Origin of the sequence: Bacillus sp. SJ-10 (genome assembly GCF_002843505.1) — a bacterium.
Taxonomy (GTDB): domain Bacteria; phylum Bacillota; class Bacilli; order Bacillales; family Bacillaceae; genus Bacillus; species Bacillus velezensis.
In genome coordinates, this window is sequence record NZ_CP025258.1 from 1,718,111 (window position 1) to 1,736,546 (window position 18,436).

Consider the following 18,436-nt stretch of genomic DNA (forward strand, 5'->3'; position numbering starts at 1 on the left):
TCAATGGTTTGGTGGCGATAGCGAAGAGGTCACACCCGTTCCCATGCCGAACACGGAAGTTAAGCTCTTCAGCGCCGATGGTAGTCGGGGGTTTCCCCCTGTGAGAGTAGGACGCCGCCAAGCCATTACACGTAAGTGTAATATATGGAGGATTAGCTCAGCTGGGAGAGCATCTGCCTTACAAGCAGAGGGTCGGCGGTTCGAGCCCGTCATCCTCCACCATTCCTATCATACATAAGTTGGCGTATTAAGCCGGTGTAGCTCAATTGGTAGAGCAACTGACTTGTAATCAGTAGGTTGGGGGTTCAAGTCCTCTTGCCGGCACCACCTTTATATGTTATACTATATAAGTCTCTTGTAATAAGAGCCATTAGCTCAGTTGGTAGAGCATCTGACTTTTAATCAGAGGGTCGAAGGTTCGAGTCCTTCATGGCTCACCATGTTTTTCTTGCGGATGTGGCGGAATTGGCAGACGCGCTAGAATCAGGCTCTAGTGTCTTTACAGACGTGGGGGTTCAAGTCCCTTCATCCGCATTGCCAAACGCGGAAGTAGTTCAGTGGTAGAACATCACCTTGCCAAGGTGGGGGTCGCGGGTTCGAATCCCGTCTTCCGCTCCAACTATACTATAACATCCATGCCGGGGTGGTGGAATTGGCAGACACACAGGACTTAAAATCCTGCGGTAGGTGACTACCGTGCCGGTTCAAGTCCGGCCCTCGGCACTTATTGTTGCGCCCGTAGCTCAATTGGATAGAGCGTTTGACTACGGATCAAAAGGTTAGGGGTTCGACTCCTCTCGGGCGCGCCATACATACTTTTGAAAACGGGAAGTAGCTCAGCTTGGTAGAGCACATGGTTTGGGACCATGGGGTCGCAGGTTCGAATCCTGTCTTCCCGACCATTTTGGGGCCTTAGCTCAGCTGGGAGAGCGCCTGCTTTGCACGCAGGAGGTCAGCGGTTCGATCCCGCTAGGCTCCACTTGATTTTAATTGTTTTTTGGCGGTGTAGCTCAGCTGGCTAGAGCGTACGGTTCATACCCGTGAGGTCGGGGGTTCGATCCCCTCCGCCGCTACCATTGGACCTTTAGCTCAGTTGGTTAGAGCAGACGGCTCATAACCGTCCGGTCGTAGGTTCGAGTCCTACAAGGTCCACCACTTATACGGAGGAATACCCAAGTCTGGCTGAAGGGATCGGTCTTGAAAACCGACAGGGGTGTCAAAGCCCGCGGGGGTTCGAATCCCTCTTCCTCCGCCATATCTAATTTAATTATCATCGCGGGGTGGAGCAGTTCGGTAGCTCGTCGGGCTCATAACCCGAAGGTCGCAGGTTCAAATCCTGCCCCCGCAACCAAAAAATGGTCCGGTAGTTCAGTTGGTTAGAATGCCTGCCTGTCACGCAGGAGGTCGCGGGTTCGAGTCCCGTCCGGACCGCCATTTATAAAAAGGCTCGGTAGCTCAGTTGGTAGAGCAACGGACTGAAAATCCGTGTGTCGGCGGTTCGATTCCGTCCCGAGCCACCATTTAATTTAATATTGTTTTGGCGGTTGTGGCGAAGTGGTTAACGCACCAGATTGTGGCTCTGGCACTCGTGGGTTCGATTCCCATCAATCGCCCCAAACAACATGCGGGTGTAGTTTAGTGGTAAAACCTCAGCCTTCCAAGCTGATGTCGTGGGTTCGATTCCCATCACCCGCTCCATTTTTATATTGTCATGGGCCTGTAGCTCAGCTGGTTAGAGCGCACGCCTGATAAGCGTGAGGTCGGTGGTTCGAGTCCACTCAGGCCCACCATGATGATTTTTCCACAGTAGCTCAGTGGTAGAGCTATCGGCTGTTAACCGATCGGTCGCAGGTTCGAATCCTGCCTGTGGAGCCATACGGAGAAGTACTCAAGTGGCTGAAGAGGCGCCCCTGCTAAGGGTGTAGGCCGTGTAAGCGGCGCGAGGGTTCAAATCCCTCCTTCTCCGCCATAAGGCCCGTTGGTCAAGCGGTTAAGACACCGCCCTTTCACGGCGGTAACACGGGTTCGAATCCCGTACGGGTCATTAAAAAACCTTGCATACTATGCAAGGTTTTTTATTATGCGTTCATAGCGTAAATGGTAAAAGACAGGTATGTGGCAAAAGCGCTCCATAATAAATAAGGAACCAGAAGCCAGGCTGAAGCTTTACTGTATTTACCGGCCATGAGCAACAGAATGAGTGTTGTCACCGCCACAAGCAGGCAATCGATAGATGCAGCAAGCAAATTTTTCTGTGTGAATTGAAAATAGCTGAATCCTTGATTCACGATATAATTGATGAGAAGCATCACCCAAAAAGCTTTGGATTCTTTACATGAAAACTTTGCGTATATCAAGGCTGCTGAGAGCGAAATAAGCGCAAACAAAACCGCCCATATGATGCCGATCACTGATCCGCTCGGCGTCCAGTCAGGTTTTTGCAGCGCGTCATACCATTCCCGGTCGATGGGAAAGAGAAACCCCGCTAAAGAAAACAAGACATATGTAATGATAAATACAATAATCGCACCGATATACTTCTTTTTCATTTGTTCCCTCCGCCATTCAATGTTAATACGTTAGTTCCCTTTTTTGGAAATATTAAACCTTTTAAAAGGTTCATGCACCATTAAGTGTATGGGTTTTCAGTGTGAAAATGCAGCAAACCATTTATTTGTATTCAAAAACCCCGGCAGGCCGGGGTTTTAATCAGCATGAAGATCGCCAAAGGTCGTCATTATTCCTTCTTTGTCCAGTTCCTGTTCATATTTTTCGTGTGCTTTGCTTGGATACACGGAAATGTTTTTGCCGGTAATATCTGTCGCGATAAAGTTTTCATAATCCTCAGCATAGCCGATGTTTTCTTCTGAGTTCATTGTCATATCCCCATAGCTGAGCGGCGGATCCTCTAAATCCTGAGGCGTTTCTGAGTTTCCGTATTCCTCAACATCCTGATAAGCATCTTCACTATCGTAAGCCGCCCGAATTGATTCATCATCATCAAATTCAAACTGTCCGAACGGTGTTTCCTCTTCAATCGGCCTGTCTTTGGAAACGGCATCCTGAGAGGAATATTCCGCCAATGTCGTAGCCGTCGGCAGAGCTTCGAGCCTGTCATAAGGAATGTCCTTGCCGCTGACTTCACATGTGCCGTATGTGCCGTTTTCAATTTGTTTCAGAGAGTAATCAATGTCGCGAAGGTGCTCCCGTTCATGGTCGAGCAGAGCCAGGTCTTTTTCCCGCTCGTATAATTCGGTCGCCTGATCGCCGGGATGATTGTCATAGGAAGACAATTCGCCGGATGACTGATACGGGAATTCATCAGTTAACTGAAATTGATCATTTTCTTTAAAGCGGCTTAAAATATCATGTCTGGCTTCTTCCAATTCTTTTTTTAAGTGTGTGATCTGTTCGTTTGTAAGCACATCAATCCCTCGTTTCTATGTGATGCTTACTGTTAGTATGAACGCTTTTGCGCAGAAAAATGGTGGATAAAAATAGTCATTTTCCCATGAGGAAGTAAAAGGATACAGTGATTGCCGAGAGTGGGGAAAGAAAATTCAAGTTTGTTTCTTTATTCATTTGCGCAAAAAGGTTTATAATAAGAAATGCAGGCATTTTGTCGTGCTCAAATCTGTGTGTTTGACACAAAGTCATCACAGGTGTATTGTATTAAAAGCATTTAACGGATTATGGAGGAATGTCTCATGGTGACAACGGTGCAGCATACGTTCCGAGAGGAAGCAGATCATGCATTACATAAAGCCAAACAAGTCAACCATGCTGTCTTATTGAGCTATTCAAGACGTATTGCGTCTTTAGACCCTCTATCATTTTTCAAAGACGGAGCAAAAAAATATAAAGGCAAACGATTTTTTTGGTCAGAACCCGGTAGTGAATTAACAATAGTCGGTCTTGGCACAGAAGCGCTGTTCCAATCGAATGAAAAAAATGGAAAGCGTTATCACGACGTTTTTGAACAATGGGAGCGCTTTAAAAAGACGGCTTTTCATATTCATGAAGAAGAAGAGGCGGCGCATACCGCGGTCGGCCCTGTTTTATTCGGCGGCTTTTCATTTAATCCCGCTGAAGAGAGAGGAGACGAATGGAACGGGTTCGAAGAAGGACTGTTCTTTATTCCCTCACTCATGCTGACAAAGACGGCAGATGGTGATTATTTAACCGTCAATCAATGGGCGGCAGACGGTAATCAGGCAGAAGATACGCTGAAACGTCTGAAATCTTTTTCGGAAGCTTTTTCAGTTTCTTCAATCGAGTATGAAGAATATCCTGTTTTAACAAAAGCGGAAGAACTTGATGTGGAAAACTGGCTTGAAGCCATTAAAACAGCAACAAATGATATGAAAGCAAATCAATATGATAAAGTCGTGCTGGCAAGGGAAGTCGTTTTGTCATATGATGGGCCTATTCCGGCAGAGAGCGTTGTCCGTAAGCTTTTGACGGACCAAACGACAAGCTATGTTTTTGCGATTGAGCAGGGAGATAAATGCTTTGTCGGCGCTTCACCGGAACGGCTGATCAAAAAATCCGGCAAAGACGTCATGTCCACCTGTCTGGCAGGTTCAATTAAGCGCGGAGAAAATCAACAAGAAGATGAGCGTCTCGGCAAGGAATTGCTGCATGACGAAAAAAATCTCGCGGAACATGATTTTGTGGTTCAGATGATACACGATTCTTTCTTGTCGAGCTGCAGCGATGTGAAAAAGCCTGCAGGTCCGCAATTATATAAAACAAAAAGTGTTCAGCATCTATATACGCCGATCACAGGCCATCTTAAAACGTCCGCTTCGCTGTTTGATTTAATTGAAAAGCTGCATCCCACACCGGCATTGGGCGGAGCTCCCCAGCAGAAAGCTGTTGAAGTTATCGCTGATATTGAACCGATGACACGCGGATGGTACGCGGCACCGATCGGCTGGATGGACGGCGGGGAAAACGGAGAATTTGTCGTGGCTATCCGATCAGGACTGATTGAAGGCAAAAGTGCGCGGCTTTTCGCAGGCTGCGGCATTGTTGAAGATTCAGATCCGCAATCAGAATATGAAGAAACACAAATTAAACTAAAGCCGATGATCTCTGCTTTAGGAGGTGAAAGGCTTTGACAAACCCGATTACACATTATATCGGAAGCTTTATTGATGAATTCGCTCTATCGGGTGTCACCGACGCGGTTGTTTGCCCGGGGTCGAGGTCAACTCCCTTGGCGGTTTTGGCGGCGGCCCACCCGGATATTCAAGTCCATATACAGATTGATGAACGATCCGCAGGTTTTTTCGCACTCGGTCTTGCAAAAGCCCGCCAGCGTCCGGTCATGCTGATTTGTACGTCAGGAACGGCAGCGGCTAACTTCTATCCGGCCGTGATTGAAGCTCATTATTCAAGAGTGCCTCTTATTGTCCTGACTGCTGACCGGCCTCATGAATTGAGGGAAGTGGGGGCGCCTCAGGCGATTAACCAGCATTTTCTGTTCGGTAACTTTGTTAAGTTTTTCACAGACTCGGCTCTGCCTGAGGAAAATCCTCAAATGCTGAGCTATATCAGAACATTGGCCGGCAGAGCCGTAAGTGAAGCCGGGAAGCGCCCGATGGGGCCGGTCCATATCAATGTGCCGCTCAGAGAGCCTTTGATGCCGGATTTATCAGCCGGACCTTTTGAAAGAATGAGAAAGGGGCGGCACGTCTCAGTCACAACAGGGATTCAGTCAGCTGATCAAGATTCTCTCTGTCATATTACAGAGCGTCTCGCGGGGACCGAAAGAGGTATGATCGTCTGCGGCGAAATTCACGGTGAAGCAGAAAAGCAGCAAATCATCGCGCTTGCCGAGATGCTTCAGTTCCCGATTTTGGCTGATCCGCTTTCAAACCTCCGAAACGGGGAGCATGATAAGACGCTGATTATTGATGCTTATGACTCGTTTTTAAAAGATGAAGAAATAAAAGAGGCGCTGCGCCCTGACGCTGTGATCCGCTTCGGTCCGATGCCGGTTTCCAAACCGCTCTTTTTATGGCTCAGAGATGATCCTGCCATTGAGCAGTTTATCGTCGATGAAGGCGGAGGATGGAGAGATCCCACCCAGGCCGGCGCGCATATGATTCATTGCCATCCGTCTGTGTTTTTGGAAGCGGTCCGTTCAGCTGAAACCGGAAAACGGCCGTCCGGATGGCTTGAGAAATGGCAATTTGTCAATGACCGGTTCCGGAGTCATTTACAGGCCGCGAGCATGGATGATTTATCATTTGAAGGAAATGTATATCGTCAGCTTCAGCACCTTGTCCCTGAAGGCAGTTCGATTTTTGTCGGCAACAGCATGCCGATTCGCGACGTGGATACGTTCTTTGAAAAACAAGATCGCTCCTTCCGTGTCTATGCCAACCGCGGCGCTAACGGAATTGACGGAGTTGTCTCCTCGGCTATGGGACTGTGTGAGGGTACAAAAGCTCCTGTCACGCTTGTAATTGGAGATTTATCGTTTTACCATGATTTAAACGGGCTATTAGCGGCTAAAAAACTTGGAATTCCGCTTACGGTTATTTTAATAAACAATGATGGCGGCGGGATTTTCTCGTTTTTGCCGCAGGCATCTGATAAGACTCATTTTGAAGAACTGTTCGGTACGCCGACGGGTCTTGATTTCCGGCATGCCGCCGCACTGTACGGCGGGACGTATACTTGCCCTGAGACATGGGAAGCATTTAAGGATGCGTATCAGCCGCAGGCGGACAAGCCCGGACTTCATATAATCGAGCTGAAAACAGATCGGACATCAAGAGTTCAATTCCATCGCGATCTGCTGCAGGCCGCAGTGCGGGAAGTGAAAAAAGAATGGAAACTGTAACAGTTAAAACGGCCGACGGCGTATGCTATCGAGCTGCTGATAGCGGACACGAATCATCTGAAGCTATTGTTTGTCTGCATGGATTTACGGGCAGCAAAGAATCATGGATGTTTTTACGCGGCATGTTTCCCGGCGAACGAATGGTGATGATTGACTGCCTGGGTCACGGGGAGACAGACGCGCCTGTGCAAGCGGCAAGGTACAGTGCGAGCCGGCAGGTTGCGGACCTTGCCGCCGTTTTTGATCAATTAAAACTTCACAAAGTGAAACTTATTGGTTATTCTATGGGGGGAAGACTTGCGTATTCCTTTGCACAGGCATTTCCGCATCGGGTGTCAGCGCTTGTTTTGGAAAGTACAACCCCGGGCCTCAGCACGCTTCAGGAACGCAAAAAGCGGATTCAGTCAGACCGGAAGCTTGCTGACTTTATATTGCGAGAAGGTATAACATCGTTTGTCGATTATTGGGAGGGCATTCCGTTGTTTGCCTCGCAGCTTTCTCTGCCGGACAGCGTAAAGGCGTCCATCCGTGCCGGCAGGCTGAAAAATAATCCGTCCGGACTTGCAGGAAGCCTGCTCGGAATGGGGACGGGCTCACAGCCTTCCTGGTGGGAGGCATTACACCGCATCAAGGCGCCCGTCCTGCTCATATGCGGTGAATGGGATGAAAAGTTTTGCGCTATTAATCAAAAGGTGCATAACCTGCTCCCATCAAGTAAAATAGAGGTTGTCAAACAGGCGGGGCACACGGTACATGTGGAACAGCCGCGAATTTTTGGTAAGATAGTAAGTGAGTTTTTATACGGCTTGTAAAGCATAAAGAAAATAGCTTTTCGGCCGGACTCAGGCAAAAATGAAGGAGGTCATATCAATGGCTGCAGAATGGAAAAGTGAACGTCAGTACGATGAAATCCTGTACGAGACGTATAACGGTATTGCAAAAATAACAATTAACCGCCCGGAGGTACATAACGCATTTACTCCTAAGACGGTATCAGAAATGATTGACGCGTTTGCTTGTGCGCGTGATGACTCCAATATTGGTGTTATCGTTCTTGCGGGAGCGGGAGATAAAGCATTCTGTTCAGGCGGTGACCAAAAAGTCCGCGGTCACGGCGGATATGTCGGAGACGATCAGATCCCGCGTCTGAATGTGCTTGATCTTCAGCGTTTGATCCGCGTGATTCCTAAACCGGTCGTAGCGATGGTATCAGGCTATGCCATCGGCGGAGGCCATGTGCTTCATATCGTCTGTGATTTAACGATTGCAGCCGATAACGCGATTTTCGGCCAAACCGGACCGAAAGTGGGAAGCTTTGATGCCGGTTACGGCTCAGGTTACCTGGCGCGTATCGTCGGACATAAGAAAGCCCGTGAAATCTGGTACCTGTGCCGTCAATACAACGCGCAGGAAGCGCTCGACATGGGGCTTGTCAATACGGTTGTCCCATTAGAGAAACTTGAAGAGGAAACAATTAAATGGTGTGAAGAAATGCTTGAGAAAAGCCCTACAGCCCTTCGTTTCCTTAAAGCGGCATTTAACGCAGATACAGACGGCCTCGCCGGAATTCAGCAATTTGCAGGAGATGCAACGCTTCTTTATTACACGACTGACGAAGCGAAAGAAGGCCGCGATTCCTTTAAAGAGAAACGCAGTCCCGATTTCGGTCAATTCCCTCGTTTTCCGTGATCAGATGACACTACGAAACAGCTTGAGCCGCTCTGGTCCAAGCTGTTTTCTTTTCAAAAAAAGTACTTTTACCTCGGAGATGATAACATGCTGACAGAACAGCCGAATTGGCTCATTCAAAGGGCTCAGCTGACACCAGAGAGAATCGCTCTCATATTTGAAAACAAACAGATGACATTCAGAGAATTATATCATGCTTCTAAACAAATGGCCGCGCGGCTGTCCAAATACTGCTCGCTTAAAAAAGGAGACCGTGCCGCGATTTTGCTTTCTAACAGACCGGAAATGGTTTATGCCGTTCATGCATGCTTCTTATTAGGGGCGGAAGCTGTGCTGTTGAATACGAAACTCTCAAAACAGGAACGGTTGTTTCAGCTCGAAGATTCACAGGCAAAGCTTTTATTGACGGAGGACGGTTTTTGCCGCGAAGATTATGAATCTGCGGTCGCCGCCGCGGACGTGGACGAGCTGCAGGCCAAAGCCGCGGGAGACATTGAACCTGAAGCTTATGTAACGCTTGATGATACGGCGACTCTTATGTATACGTCAGGAACAACGGGAAGGCCGAAGGGGGTGCAGCAGACTTTCGGTAATCATTATTCCAGCGCTGTATCGTCTGCGCTGAATCTGGGGGTCACGGAGCGGGACCGCTGGCTTATTGCGCTGCCGCTGTTTCATATCAGCGGTCTGTCTGCGCTGTTTAAGTCGGTCATTTACGGCATGCCTGTCGTGCTTCATCAAAAATTTTCTGTCACCGATGTGCTGGACAGCATCAGCTCCCATCAGGTCACGATCATTTCAGCGGTGCAGACCATGCTTTCGGGCCTGCTTGCGGAAACTGAACAATGTCCTGAATCACTGCGCTGCATTCTGCTTGGCGGGGGGCCGGCACCGCTGCCGCTCCTTGAAGAATGCCGCAGGAAACAATTTCCGGTATTCCAATCTTACGGCTTGACTGAAACCTGCTCGCAGATTGTCACGCTTTCTCCGGAATTCAGCATGGACAAGCTCGGCTCGGCCGGTAAACCGCTGTTTTCATGCGAAATTAGAATTGAAAAAGACGGAAACCCTTGTGCGCCGTTTGAACACGGTGAAATTACGGTGAAAGGCCCGAATGTAATGAAAGGGTATTACCATCGTGACGACGCAAACCAGGCCGCTTTTCATAATGGATGGTTTAAAACGGGCGATCTTGGCTATTTGGATGATGAAGGGTTTTTATACGTGCTGGACAGGCGGTCGGACCTCATTATTTCAGGCGGAGAGAACATCTACCCGGCAGAAGTGGAAGCGGCGCTGCTTGCCCATCCGGCTGTAGCGGAGGCCGGTGTTTCGGGAGCCGAAGATCCGAAGTGGGGGAAAGTGCCGCATGCTTTTCTCGTGCTGACTTCTTCTGTCAGTTCTGAGGAGCTGACCGTCTTTTGCCGTGAGCGGCTTGCAAAATATAAAATACCGGCTGCTTTTTTCGAGGTTGACGAGCTCCCGCGGAACGCGTCCAATAAACTGATGAGACATCGGCTGAATGAGCTTCGTAAAGGAGAATTGTCATGATTAAGATTGAAAAAATCACCCTTTATCATGTAAGTATGAGGCTGAAAAAACCGTTTAAAACAAGTATTGAAACGCTGCAGGACCGTAAATTTTTGATCGTGGAAGCGATCGATGAAACCGGGAGAACCGGCTGGGGGGAGGTATCGGCGTTTTCTTCTCCGTGGTATACAGAAGAAACGATTCAGACATGCGCGCATATGCTGAGAGATTTTTTCATCCCGAATGTCGTAGGCCGCGAGTTTTTCCATCCGTCAGAGGTGCCTGACAGTCTCGCGCGTTTCAAAGGAAACCGCATGGCAAAAGCGGGGCTTGAATCAGCCGTGTGGGATCTATATGCCAAGAAAAAAGGGATATCACTCGCAGAAGCCTTAGGGGGCAAAAGAGATAAAGTGCCCGCCGGCGTGGCGGTGGGTCTGGCTTCGGCTGATGAGATGCTTCGGGAAATTGAGCAATACGTAAAAGAAGGTTATCAACGTATAAAAATAAAAATTCAGCCCGGCCATGACGTTGATCTGGTCAGAGCCATCCGCAGCCGTTTTCCGAACGTACCGCTGATGGCGGATGCCAACTCGGCATATGAACTGAAAGACATCAGCAGGCTGAAAGAGTTGGATGAATTCCAGCTCATGATGATAGAACAGCCGCTTCAGGCAGATGATATTGTCGATCACCGCCACCTGCAGAAACACTTGAGAACCGCGGTATGCCTTGATGAAAGCATATGCTCATATGATGACGCAAGGCGGGCGATTGAGCTTGGGAGCTGTAAAATCATTAACATAAAACCGGCGCGTGTAGGAGGCCTGACAGAGGCTTTAAAAATACATGACTTATGCAGAGAGCATCACATGCCGGTTTGGTGCGGCGGAATGTTTGAAACCGGCATTTCGAGAGCGCAGACAGTCGCGCTTGCTTCGCTGCCGCAATTTACGATACCGGGTGATATTTCCTCATCAGACCGATACTGGGAGGAGGATATTGTCACTCCCGACATCCATATCGAAGAGGGGTTCATCTCTGTTCCGGACGGTCCCGGACTGGGTGTCGAAGTCAATCAGGAAATAATGAGAAAATACGTCACCCAAATGGACGTTTTTACGACAAACAACTGATAAAAAGACATTTCAGCGAGTTGAGCTGCCTGTATGCTGCTGTTATATTGAAACTGTTCATCATCACCCCTTCCCCCGTTTGAACCGGCTGTATCAGCCGGTTTTTTTAATGAGCGGACACTTGACAAATGTGAGTGTGTGCGATAATTTTGCACAAAGGAAACTTTTTGTCCTGTATCAATCATTTGTTCTTAAATATAAAGAATTGTCATAAGACTGACATCAACATCACATTTAAAAGAGAACGGGACAAAGGAAAGGGGACGGATATGAAAAAAAGCAGTGTAATGGCGTCTGTGCTGATGGTTTGTTTTGCATTGTCTTCATGCAGCTCTGAATCTTCAGGCGGACAAAAAGGAAAGCTCACGATTACGGCTACCACTTCTCAGGTGGCTGACGCCGCTGAACATATCGGCGGAGACCATGTTGAAGTGACGTCACTGATGGGGCCTGGAGTCGACCCGCATCTTTATAAAGCATCACAAGGAGATACGAAAAAATTAACGGAGGCGGATGTTGTTTTATACAGCGGACTTCACTTAGAGGGGAAAATGGAGCATATGTTAACGAAAATCAGCAGGCAAAAGCCGTCCGCAGCAGTGGCTGAATCAATACCGAAGGAGAAATTGATTCCAGCGGGTGAGAATATGTATGATCCGCATGTATGGTTCAGCATTCCGTTATGGCTGTATGCCGTTGACGAAATCGAAGCGCAATTAAAAAAAGCAAAACCGGAATATGCAGACGACTTTACAAAAAACGCCCAAGAGTATAAAGAGAATTTGAAATCTTTAGATAAAAAATCGAGAGAAAAGATCGGGACAATTCCCGAAAAAAGCCGTGTACTAGTTACGGCACATGATGCCTTTGCGTATTTTGGCAAGGAATACGGATTTGAGGTCAGAGGACTTCAAGGGCTGAGCACGGACTCTGATTACGGACTGAAAGATGTTCAAAAGCTTGTCAGTCTGCTTGCGGATAAGGAAATTAAAGCTGTGTTTACGGAAAGCAGCGTATCGAAAAAGTCAATAAACGCGGTTGTTGAGGGCGCCAAAGAAAAAGGTCATGATGTTTCGGTCGGCGGCTGGCTGTATTCAGATGCCATGGGCGAAAAGGGGACAAAAGAGGGCACGTACGCCGGTATGTTCGCCCATAACATAGATACGATTGTCAGCTCATTAAAATAAACAGGAAGGGAGAGAATGACGTGTATCCTGTCAGCATTGAAAATGTGACGGTAGCCTATCACAAAAAACCGGTCCTGCAGAACGTCACCATGCAGGTGCCGGAAGGAAAACTGATCGGGATTATCGGGCCGAACGGAGCCGGAAAATCAACGTTGATAAAAGCTGTTTTAGGATTAACGCCAAGCGCCTCCGGAACGGTCTCTATTTATGGGAAATCATCAGAAAAGGAGCGGAAGAGGATCGGCTATGTTCCGCAGCGCGGTTCTGTGGATTGGGATTTTCCGACAAGCGCTCTGGATGTCGTTTTAATGGGAAGATATGGGCATATCGGCTGGTGCAGGCGTCCGAAAAAACGTGATATTGATTTTGCTGAAGCCTGTTTGGATAAGATCGGTATGCTTGATTATGCCAAAAGGCAGATCAGCCAGCTTTCAGGAGGCCAGCAGCAGCGGGTTTTTCTGGCCCGGGCTTTATGTCAGGATGCGGATATATACTTTATGGATGAACCGTTTGTGGGAGTTGACGCCGCTACGGAGCGGGCGATTATCACGCTGTTGACGGAATTAAAACAAAAAGGAAAAACCGTGCTCGTCGTCCATCATGACCTGCAGACGGCAAAGGAGTATTTCGATTGGATGCTGCTGCTGAACATGAGAAAGATTGCTTTCGGACCGACTGAACACGTGTTTACAATCGAAAATTTACAAAAAACGTACGGAGGAAGGCTTGCATTTTTGAAAGATCACCTCCTGGCCGAAGGGGGAACGGGCTGATGGCGCTGCATCATATATGGCTTCAGCTTCAGGAACCGAATACCCAATGGGTGTTGGCGGGAACTTTGCTTCTCGGCATGGCAAGCGGCGTGCTGGGAAGCTTTGTGCTTCTCAGGAGGCAGAGTCTGATCGGCGACGCCATGGCTCATTCGGCTTTGCCCGGAGTATGTCTTGCGTTTCTCATTGCCGGAGAAAAGACGATGCTGTTCTTCTTGATCGGAGCGGCTGCCGCGGGGCTTGCTGGAACTTGGTGCATCCAGAACATCACGGAGCATTCAAAAACGAAGGAGGATTCTGCGATCGGCATCGTATTGTCCGTGTTTTTCGGGATCGGCATTATTCTTCTGACCTATATTCAAAGACTCGGTTCCGGAAGCCAGAGCGGGCTTGATTCTTTTTTATTCGGTCAGGCGGCGTCACTCGTTAAACAGGACATTGTCATCATCGGAGTCATTTCTGCCGTTCTGCTTTTATTGTGCGCCGTCTTTTTTAAGGAATTCAAATTGATCACATTTGATATGGCATTTGCGAAAGGGGCGGGACTGCCTGTCAGGTTTCTGAACGGACTGCTGGTTTTTTTAATTGTTTGTGCGGTTGTGATCGGGCTGCAGACGGTCGGTGTCATCTTAATGGCGGCCATGCTTATTACGCCGGCGATCGCCGCAAGGTATTGGACGGAGCGTTTAACGGTCATGATCGTGCTGTCCGGATTAATCGGCGGGTTATCCGGTGTGGCGGGAACGCTTTTAAGTACGACGACGGACGGTATGGCGACCGGGCCGTTAATTATTTTAAGCGCGGCTTCCGTTTTTCTGTTTTCTCTATTATTCGCTCCGGATCGCGGACTGGTGTCAAAGACGGTTAAACTTTTCCGGCTGAGAAAAAAGACCGCTTTTGAGCAAACGCTCTCAGCTATTTACGAGATGAGTGAACAAACGAATGAAACCTCAGTCACCGGGCAGATGTTGAAAAAAGAATGGGAGCGCCCTATCAGGAAACTGGAGAAAAAGGGATACCTCAAGCGCAGCGGAGCCGAACAATGGCGGATGACGGAGGCAGGGCTGACGAAGGGATACGAAATTGTCTTATCACAGCGCATGTATGAAGTTTACCTCATGCATGAAACGGAACTGGCCGGTATAGAAACGGCCGCCAGGGACGAATTTCATCCGGATCTTCTGCCGAAAGAACTGAAAGAAAAGCTTTTGCAGCTTTTACGATTGCACGGGCGAATGCCGAATGAATCACTTCAAAAGGAGAAAGGAGGCGCTTACAATGAGTTATGAAGCGTGGATTATCGCAACGGGAATCTTAGTCGGCGTGAGCTGCGCGTTAATCGGCACTTTTCTTGTGCTGAGAAACATGGCGATGCTTGCTGACGCGATCAGCCACACGGTGCTGCTCGGAATTGTCGGCGCTTTCCTTGTGACGGGAGCCCTTAACGGAATTCCGATGTTTATCGGGGCTGCGGCATCCGGGCTGCTGACGGCTTTTTTCGTACAGTTTCTGCACAGTAAAGGCGTGCAGTCTGACGCGGCTATCGGTGTCGTCTTTACGTCCTTGTTTGCGGTCGGCGTCATTCTGCTGTCTGTATACGGCAAGCATGTACATCTTGATATAGAACATTCGCTTATGGGAGAAATTGCTTTCGTTCCGTGGAATACAGCTCAGCTGTTCGGCTTCGATATCGGCCCTAAAGCGTTTTGGATGATTTTATCTGTGCTTATCATCAATGTGCTGCTGATTGTCTGCTGCTATAAAGAATTTAAAATCGCCGCCTTTGACCCGGAAATGGCGATAGCCATCGGCATTCCTGTCCTGGTCATTCATTATGTGCAGATGGGTATGCTGTCGCTTACGACGGTTGCTTCTTTTGATTCAGTGGGAGCGGTTTTAGTCGTTGCGATGCTGATTGTACCGCCTGCAGCCGCCTATTTACTGACAAACCGCCTTTCTTCCATGCTTTTCATCAGCGCGGGTATCGGCGGGCTGTCAGCCGTATTGGGATATGGCGCCGCCACATGGCTCAACGTGTCAATTTCAGGTGCGATGGCTGCGATGACCGGCGTGTTTTTTCTGCTGGCTTTTCTGTTTTCTCCGGCTCAGGGGCTGATTTCAAAAAGGCTTGCGGCGCGGAAATTAAAAAGAGCTGTATAAAACAGCTCTTTTTTTTTATAAATCATGCGGTTTAAAGGTTTTGCAATCCGTTTCTTCACTTTTTTCAGCGGTTTCGCCTGTATGGCTGACCACATAAATAGCGTCGGCCGTGCATTTGTTTCCTCTGCCCCAATATGAACAGTTATTGACTTCACACAGAATTTTTTGGTCCATGCTGGCTCCCCTCCAAGATAAAAGGTACGCCATTAGTATGAGCCGCCCTGATTTCTGTTATTCCTCCTGGCGGATATAACGTCTGTCTTTCATAAAGAGCTTCCAGAAGAAATAAAACCCGGGAAACAAAATGATGAAAGCGACGATATACGTCATAAACAGCGCCCTGAAGGTTGCCGGCTCCGTAAATCCTGACATGACCGTAATATCCGGATAAATCATATAAGGAAGATGCGCCCGTCCGTATGCATAGCTTGCCAGAAAGTATTGAAGCGCAATGGCGATCATGGCGATTCTCGGTTTGCCGAGGTTGCGGCCGAAGCGCTTATTCGGCAAAAACAGAGCCACGCCGGCAATGATAAATGTAATGACAGACAGAATGAGCCATGTCTTGTCTTTCATCATCCCCGTATACAGCCAGCCGGCTTCAGAGCGTAATGTCAGCATAATGAAGAAGGCAAACAGAAGCGACAGCGGCCCTGTTAGTAAAGAGCTCCGTCTGTAGATGCGGTACGCATGCTCCTCTTCCGCAACATTTGAAAAATCGGCCAGAAGCAGTGAAGATAAAAATAAAGTGCTTAAAATGGCAAAGCCGATAAACGCATACGCATTAAGGCTTGTAAAGACATTTGCCAAATTCAGGTGATACACTCCGCCCGTCTTCTCAATAAATCCTCCGTGTGTGACCGGAAGGACCAAAATCAGAACAGCGGGAATAATGAAGCCCGAAATTCCGGAGATATATCTCATGATTTTTCTTTCCTTCGCCGTATTGGAGAAGACGAGAAAGCCGCTGCGGATGGCCAAAAGCAGCAAAATAATACTCCCCGGGATCAATAAAACGGTTCCCAGCACGAAGGTTGCCCCTGGAAAGAAGCTGAATAGGGCGACAACGATCGCGACGATAAAGACGTTGGTCACTTCCCATGTCGGGGACAAATAACGGTTGGCGATGTTTGTCGCCTTTGTTTGTTCTCTATTTAAATAAATCATCGACCAAAAGCCTGCTCCGAAGTCCATCGTTGCCATGACCGCGTAGATAAACACGAAGCCCCATACGATTGATATCGCAATGAGAGCATCCATGGTAATGTCCATTTCAATTCAGCCCTTTCTATTGTTAGGATTCCGCCGCTTTTACATCCTCCTCAACGGGATGTTTGCGGAAATAATAAAGCAGCACATAAATGACTGCGGCTGCCAAAATGGCGTAAACGACCGTAAACAGGATGAACAGCAAACCGATTGAACCGGTTGTCGTGACGACATCAGACGTTTTCAGGAGATGGTAAATCACCCATGGCTGCCGTCCCGTACAAGCGAATATCCACCCGAATTCAATTCCGATCAGACTAAGCGGTCCTGCGGTTAAAAATAAAATCAAAAGCCAAGTCGGAAAGCTGTCTTTCTTTAAAATTTTTCTCCAGACGATGCCGACGATTGAGTACAAAATGAGCAGCATCCCGATGCCGACCATTCCGTTAAAAAGTGTATGGATGAATAAAGGCGGCCACTCGTCTTTCGGAAACGCGTTCAATCCTTTGACGACGGTATCAAAGCTGTTTGCAGCCAAAAAGCTTAAAGCCCAGGGTACTTCTATCGCCCATTTTACTTTTTCTTCTTTTGCGTCAGTAAAACCCCCGATCGCAAGCGGAGCGTGTGATCTAGTTTCAAACAGCCCTTCTGCGCCCGCAAGCTTCTCAGGCTGGTATTCGTAAAGAAGCTGGGCTGACTCGTGACCGTTTAAAGAGGCAAGAATGGAAAAGATTCCGCCGATCGTTAAGGCGAGCAGCAGCGCTTTTCGGTGAAAGCGGTATACCTGCTCCTGTTTTCTCGTTCTCAGCATTTTATAAGCCGCAACTGACGCAACGATAAATGCACCGGTCATGAAAGCCGTCAGTACGACATGGCCCGCGGTGGTGAAAAAGCTTGGATTAAAAAACGCTGCCCAAGGTTCGACGTCAGTGATTTTGCCGTTTAAAATTTTAAAGCCGGCCGGCGTTCCTTCAAATGCGTGAACATTTGTGATTAAGACGGCGGATGCCGCGGCGCCGATCAAAACGAAAATAACGGCAATGATGCGCATCGCCGGAGTCAGCCGGTCAGCGGCGTAGACATAAATGGACATAAACAGCGCTTCGATAAAGAAAGCATAAATTTCAATCTGAAACGGGAGTGACATCACCCTGCCGATGACTTCCATGAATCCGGGCCACAAAAGGGCAAGCTGTGTACCCGCGATCGTTCCGGTCGGTATCGCCACGCCGAGCAGAACAGCCTGCGCCTTCGTCCACCTTTTCGCCATAATGGCATAATGCGGATCTTTTGTTTTCTGATAAATCAATTCAGCCATTAAAATCATCAGAGGCAAGCCGACACCAAGCGTCGCAAAAATAATATGAAAGCCCATGGTTGTCCCGAACAGGCTTCTGGCTAACACTAAATCATCCACGATCATAAACCGCCTTTCTAAATTACCGTTTTATGTAATGTGGTTATATTATTTGCTGAAGCGATTAGATTATTCTTCTGATTCCATATATGTGCAGGGTTTAGAAACCAAGGGATCAGGGCATATATGATTGACAAGCGGTTATTTAAGGTTTAAAATAAAACGTAATTATTACGATTTGAGAAAGGGAGATCAGCATGAAAAAAGATATTCATCCGGATAACCATCAGGTGATTTTTCAAGATGTGAACAGCGGCTACCGCTTTTTAAGCCATTCTACGAAAACGTCAGAGGAAACGGCAGAGTGGGAAGACGGAAAAACATACCCGCTGATTAAAGTAGAAGTCAGCTCAGATACGCATCCGTTTTATACAGGCCGCCAAAAATTCAACGAAAAAGGCGGGAGAGTCGAACAGTTCAACAAAAAATACAATATGGGGAAATAAGACAAGCCCAATGGGGTTTGTCTTATTTATTGAGCACTT

The 18,436-nt window shown here is 48.0% G+C and carries 16 protein-coding genes, 21 tRNA genes and 1 rRNA gene; 33 read left to right on the top strand and 5 right to left on the bottom strand.

The genetic code is table 11. From position 1 onward, the window contains the following. Positions 1 to 7 precede the first annotated feature (7 nt). From rrf to CXL14_RS08800, 22 genes are all read left to right on the top strand, one after another. Positions 8 to 123, top strand: a 5S ribosomal RNA gene (gene rrf / locus CXL14_RS08695). A gap of 23 nt (positions 124 to 146) precedes the next feature. Continuing rightward, positions 147 to 222, top strand: a tRNA-Val gene (locus CXL14_RS08700). Between the two features lie 29 nt (positions 223 to 251). Next, positions 252 to 327, top strand: a tRNA-Thr gene (locus CXL14_RS08705). A gap of 37 nt (positions 328 to 364) precedes the next feature. Then, a tRNA-Lys gene (locus tag CXL14_RS08710) sits at positions 365 to 440 on the top strand. A 10-nt stretch (positions 441 to 450) separates the two neighbouring features. Beyond that, positions 451 to 534: transfer RNA gene (locus tag CXL14_RS08715), tRNA-Leu, on the top strand. Between the two features lie 9 nt (positions 535 to 543). Further along, positions 544 to 618: transfer RNA gene (locus CXL14_RS08720), tRNA-Gly, on the top strand. A 19-nt stretch (positions 619 to 637) separates the two neighbouring features. Beyond that, a tRNA-Leu gene (locus CXL14_RS08725) sits at positions 638 to 723 on the top strand. A gap of 9 nt (positions 724 to 732) precedes the next feature. Then, positions 733 to 809, top strand: a tRNA-Arg gene (locus CXL14_RS08730). A 16-nt stretch (positions 810 to 825) separates the two neighbouring features. After that, a tRNA-Pro gene (locus CXL14_RS08735) sits at positions 826 to 902 on the top strand. Between the two features lie 4 nt (positions 903 to 906). Continuing rightward, a tRNA-Ala gene (locus CXL14_RS08740) sits at positions 907 to 979 on the top strand. Positions 980 to 999: 20 nt separating this feature from the next. After that, positions 1,000 to 1,076 (top strand) — tRNA-Met (locus tag CXL14_RS08745). A gap of 2 nt (positions 1,077 to 1,078) precedes the next feature. Next, a tRNA-Ile gene (locus CXL14_RS08750) sits at positions 1,079 to 1,155 on the top strand. A gap of 7 nt (positions 1,156 to 1,162) precedes the next feature. Beyond that, a tRNA-Ser gene (locus CXL14_RS08755) sits at positions 1,163 to 1,255 on the top strand. Between the two features lie 19 nt (positions 1,256 to 1,274). After that, a tRNA-Met gene (locus tag CXL14_RS08760) sits at positions 1,275 to 1,351 on the top strand. A 6-nt stretch (positions 1,352 to 1,357) separates the two neighbouring features. Beyond that, positions 1,358 to 1,434: transfer RNA gene (locus tag CXL14_RS08765), tRNA-Asp, on the top strand. Between the two features lie 10 nt (positions 1,435 to 1,444). Continuing rightward, a tRNA-Phe gene (locus CXL14_RS08770) sits at positions 1,445 to 1,520 on the top strand. Between the two features lie 20 nt (positions 1,521 to 1,540). Further along, positions 1,541 to 1,616, top strand: a tRNA-His gene (locus tag CXL14_RS08775). Between the two features lie 8 nt (positions 1,617 to 1,624). Then, positions 1,625 to 1,698, top strand: a tRNA-Gly gene (locus CXL14_RS08780). Positions 1,699 to 1,713: 15 nt separating this feature from the next. Then, a tRNA-Ile gene (locus CXL14_RS08785) sits at positions 1,714 to 1,790 on the top strand. A 10-nt stretch (positions 1,791 to 1,800) separates the two neighbouring features. Further along, positions 1,801 to 1,875, top strand: a tRNA-Asn gene (locus CXL14_RS08790). A gap of 3 nt (positions 1,876 to 1,878) precedes the next feature. Next, a tRNA-Ser gene (locus CXL14_RS08795) sits at positions 1,879 to 1,969 on the top strand. Between the two features lie 3 nt (positions 1,970 to 1,972). Continuing rightward, positions 1,973 to 2,044: transfer RNA gene (locus CXL14_RS08800), tRNA-Glu, on the top strand. A 34-nt stretch (positions 2,045 to 2,078) separates the two neighbouring features. Here CXL14_RS08800 and CXL14_RS08805 read toward each other — a convergent pair. After that, positions 2,079 to 2,549: a TspO/MBR family protein gene (locus CXL14_RS08805; protein ID WP_053284966.1), complete on the bottom strand. Its 471-nt coding sequence runs from the start codon at positions 2,547 to 2,549 to the stop codon at positions 2,079 to 2,081. A gap of 156 nt (positions 2,550 to 2,705) precedes the next feature. Beyond that, positions 2,706 to 3,425: a TraR/DksA C4-type zinc finger protein gene (locus CXL14_RS08810; protein WP_053284965.1), complete on the bottom strand. Its 720-nt coding sequence runs from the start codon at positions 3,423 to 3,425 to the stop codon at positions 2,706 to 2,708. 282 nt (positions 3,426 to 3,707) lie between these two features. Here CXL14_RS08810 and CXL14_RS08815 point away from each other — a divergent pair, with 282 nt between their 5' ends. From CXL14_RS08815 to CXL14_RS08860, 10 genes are all read left to right on the top strand, one after another. Further along, positions 3,708 to 5,123: an isochorismate synthase gene (locus CXL14_RS08815; RefSeq protein WP_053284964.1), complete on the top strand. Its 1,416-nt coding sequence runs from the start codon at positions 3,708 to 3,710 to the stop codon at positions 5,121 to 5,123. After that, a complete protein-coding gene (gene menD / locus CXL14_RS08820) occupies positions 5,120 to 6,856 on the top strand; it encodes a 2-succinyl-5-enolpyruvyl-6-hydroxy-3-cyclohexene-1-carboxylic-acid synthase (protein ID WP_088056434.1) in 1,737 nt (578 codons plus the stop codon). The genes CXL14_RS08815 and menD overlap by 4 nt, the downstream gene beginning before the upstream one ends. Beyond that, the gene (menH, locus tag CXL14_RS08825; RefSeq protein WP_088056435.1) at positions 6,844 to 7,668 is read left to right on the top strand and encodes a 2-succinyl-6-hydroxy-2,4-cyclohexadiene-1-carboxylate synthase; all 825 of its coding nucleotides are present in this window, start codon (positions 6,844 to 6,846) and stop codon (positions 7,666 to 7,668) included. Before menD ends, menH begins: the two co-directional genes overlap by 13 nt. 58 nt (positions 7,669 to 7,726) lie before the next feature. Further along, on the top strand, positions 7,727 to 8,545 hold the full coding sequence (gene menB / locus CXL14_RS08830) for a 1,4-dihydroxy-2-naphthoyl-CoA synthase (RefSeq protein WP_003152221.1): 819 nt from the start codon (positions 7,727 to 7,729) through the stop codon (positions 8,543 to 8,545). 87 nt (positions 8,546 to 8,632) lie between these two features. After that, complete coding sequence (locus CXL14_RS08835; RefSeq protein ID WP_014418710.1) at positions 8,633 to 10,096, top strand: o-succinylbenzoate--CoA ligase; 1,464 nt, start codon at positions 8,633 to 8,635, stop codon at positions 10,094 to 10,096. Then, the gene (gene menC / locus CXL14_RS08840) at positions 10,093 to 11,208 is read left to right on the top strand and encodes an o-succinylbenzoate synthase (protein WP_025649760.1); all 1,116 of its coding nucleotides are present in this window, start codon (positions 10,093 to 10,095) and stop codon (positions 11,206 to 11,208) included. Before CXL14_RS08835 ends, menC begins: the two co-directional genes overlap by 4 nt. A gap of 269 nt (positions 11,209 to 11,477) precedes the next feature. After that, positions 11,478 to 12,395 carry a metal ABC transporter solute-binding protein, Zn/Mn family gene (locus CXL14_RS08845; RefSeq protein ID WP_014418708.1) on the top strand — a complete coding sequence of 306 codons (918 nt, stop codon included), beginning with the start codon at positions 11,478 to 11,480 and terminating at the stop codon, positions 12,393 to 12,395. 20 nt (positions 12,396 to 12,415) lie between these two features. Continuing rightward, the gene (locus tag CXL14_RS08850; protein ID WP_072177721.1) at positions 12,416 to 13,168 is read left to right on the top strand and encodes a metal ABC transporter ATP-binding protein; all 753 of its coding nucleotides are present in this window, start codon (positions 12,416 to 12,418) and stop codon (positions 13,166 to 13,168) included. Then, entirely contained in the window at positions 13,168 to 14,454 is a 1,287-nt protein-coding gene (locus CXL14_RS08855; RefSeq protein WP_017418425.1) for a metal ABC transporter permease, read from the top strand. Before CXL14_RS08850 ends, CXL14_RS08855 begins: the two co-directional genes overlap by 1 nt. After that, the gene (locus tag CXL14_RS08860) at positions 14,444 to 15,325 is read left to right on the top strand and encodes a metal ABC transporter permease (RefSeq protein WP_014418705.1); all 882 of its coding nucleotides are present in this window, start codon (positions 14,444 to 14,446) and stop codon (positions 15,323 to 15,325) included. The genes CXL14_RS08855 and CXL14_RS08860 overlap by 11 nt, the downstream gene beginning before the upstream one ends. A 15-nt stretch (positions 15,326 to 15,340) precedes the next feature. On the opposite strand, the gene CXL14_RS08865 is transcribed toward CXL14_RS08860, so the two are convergent. From CXL14_RS08865 to CXL14_RS08875, 3 genes are read right to left on the bottom strand one after another with little or no spacing between them, the layout of a single operon-like run. After that, positions 15,341 to 15,499: a DUF1540 domain-containing protein gene (locus CXL14_RS08865; RefSeq protein WP_007408842.1), complete on the bottom strand. Its 159-nt coding sequence runs from the start codon at positions 15,497 to 15,499 to the stop codon at positions 15,341 to 15,343. A gap of 57 nt (positions 15,500 to 15,556) precedes the next feature. Next, a complete protein-coding gene (locus CXL14_RS08870; protein ID WP_014418703.1) occupies positions 15,557 to 16,597 on the bottom strand; it encodes a cytochrome d ubiquinol oxidase subunit II in 1,041 nt (346 codons plus the stop codon). Positions 16,598 to 16,619: 22 nt separating this feature from the next. After that, positions 16,620 to 17,951, bottom strand: a complete 1,332-nt coding sequence (locus tag CXL14_RS08875; protein WP_025649757.1) for a cytochrome ubiquinol oxidase subunit I — start codon at positions 17,949 to 17,951, stop codon at positions 16,620 to 16,622. Between the two features lie 197 nt (positions 17,952 to 18,148). Between CXL14_RS08875 and CXL14_RS08880 the strand changes: the two genes are divergently transcribed. Then, positions 18,149 to 18,397, top strand: coding sequence for a type B 50S ribosomal protein L31 (locus CXL14_RS08880; protein ID WP_003152229.1), 249 nt, complete (start codon positions 18,149 to 18,151; stop codon positions 18,395 to 18,397). Positions 18,398 to 18,436 lie beyond the last annotated feature (39 nt).

Bases quoted from the DNA above. Each gene is read 5' to 3' on its own strand.
- CXL14_RS08805 (WP_053284966.1), bottom strand. From the start codon at position 2,549: ATGAAAAAGAAGTATATCGGTGCGATTATTGTATTTATCATTACATAT.
- CXL14_RS08815 (WP_053284964.1), top strand. From the start codon at position 3,708: ATGGTGACAACGGTGCAGCATACGTTCCGAGAGGAAGCAGATCATGCA.
- menH (WP_088056435.1), top strand. From the start codon at position 6,844: ATGGAAACTGTAACAGTTAAAACGGCCGACGGCGTATGCTATCGAGCT.
- menB (WP_003152221.1), top strand. From the start codon at position 7,727: ATGGCTGCAGAATGGAAAAGTGAACGTCAGTACGATGAAATCCTGTAC.
- CXL14_RS08835 (WP_014418710.1), top strand. From the start codon at position 8,633: ATGCTGACAGAACAGCCGAATTGGCTCATTCAAAGGGCTCAGCTGACA.
- menC (WP_025649760.1), top strand. From the start codon at position 10,093: ATGATTAAGATTGAAAAAATCACCCTTTATCATGTAAGTATGAGGCTG.
- CXL14_RS08845 (WP_014418708.1), top strand. From the start codon at position 11,478: ATGAAAAAAAGCAGTGTAATGGCGTCTGTGCTGATGGTTTGTTTTGCA.
- CXL14_RS08855 (WP_017418425.1), top strand. From the start codon at position 13,168: ATGGCGCTGCATCATATATGGCTTCAGCTTCAGGAACCGAATACCCAA.
- CXL14_RS08860 (WP_014418705.1), top strand. From the start codon at position 14,444: ATGAGTTATGAAGCGTGGATTATCGCAACGGGAATCTTAGTCGGCGTG.
- CXL14_RS08865 (WP_007408842.1), bottom strand. From the start codon at position 15,499: ATGGACCAAAAAATTCTGTGTGAAGTCAATAACTGTTCATATTGGGGC.
- CXL14_RS08870 (WP_014418703.1), bottom strand. From the start codon at position 16,597: ATGGACATTACCATGGATGCTCTCATTGCGATATCAATCGTATGGGGC.
- CXL14_RS08880 (WP_003152229.1), top strand. From the start codon at position 18,149: ATGAAAAAAGATATTCATCCGGATAACCATCAGGTGATTTTTCAAGAT.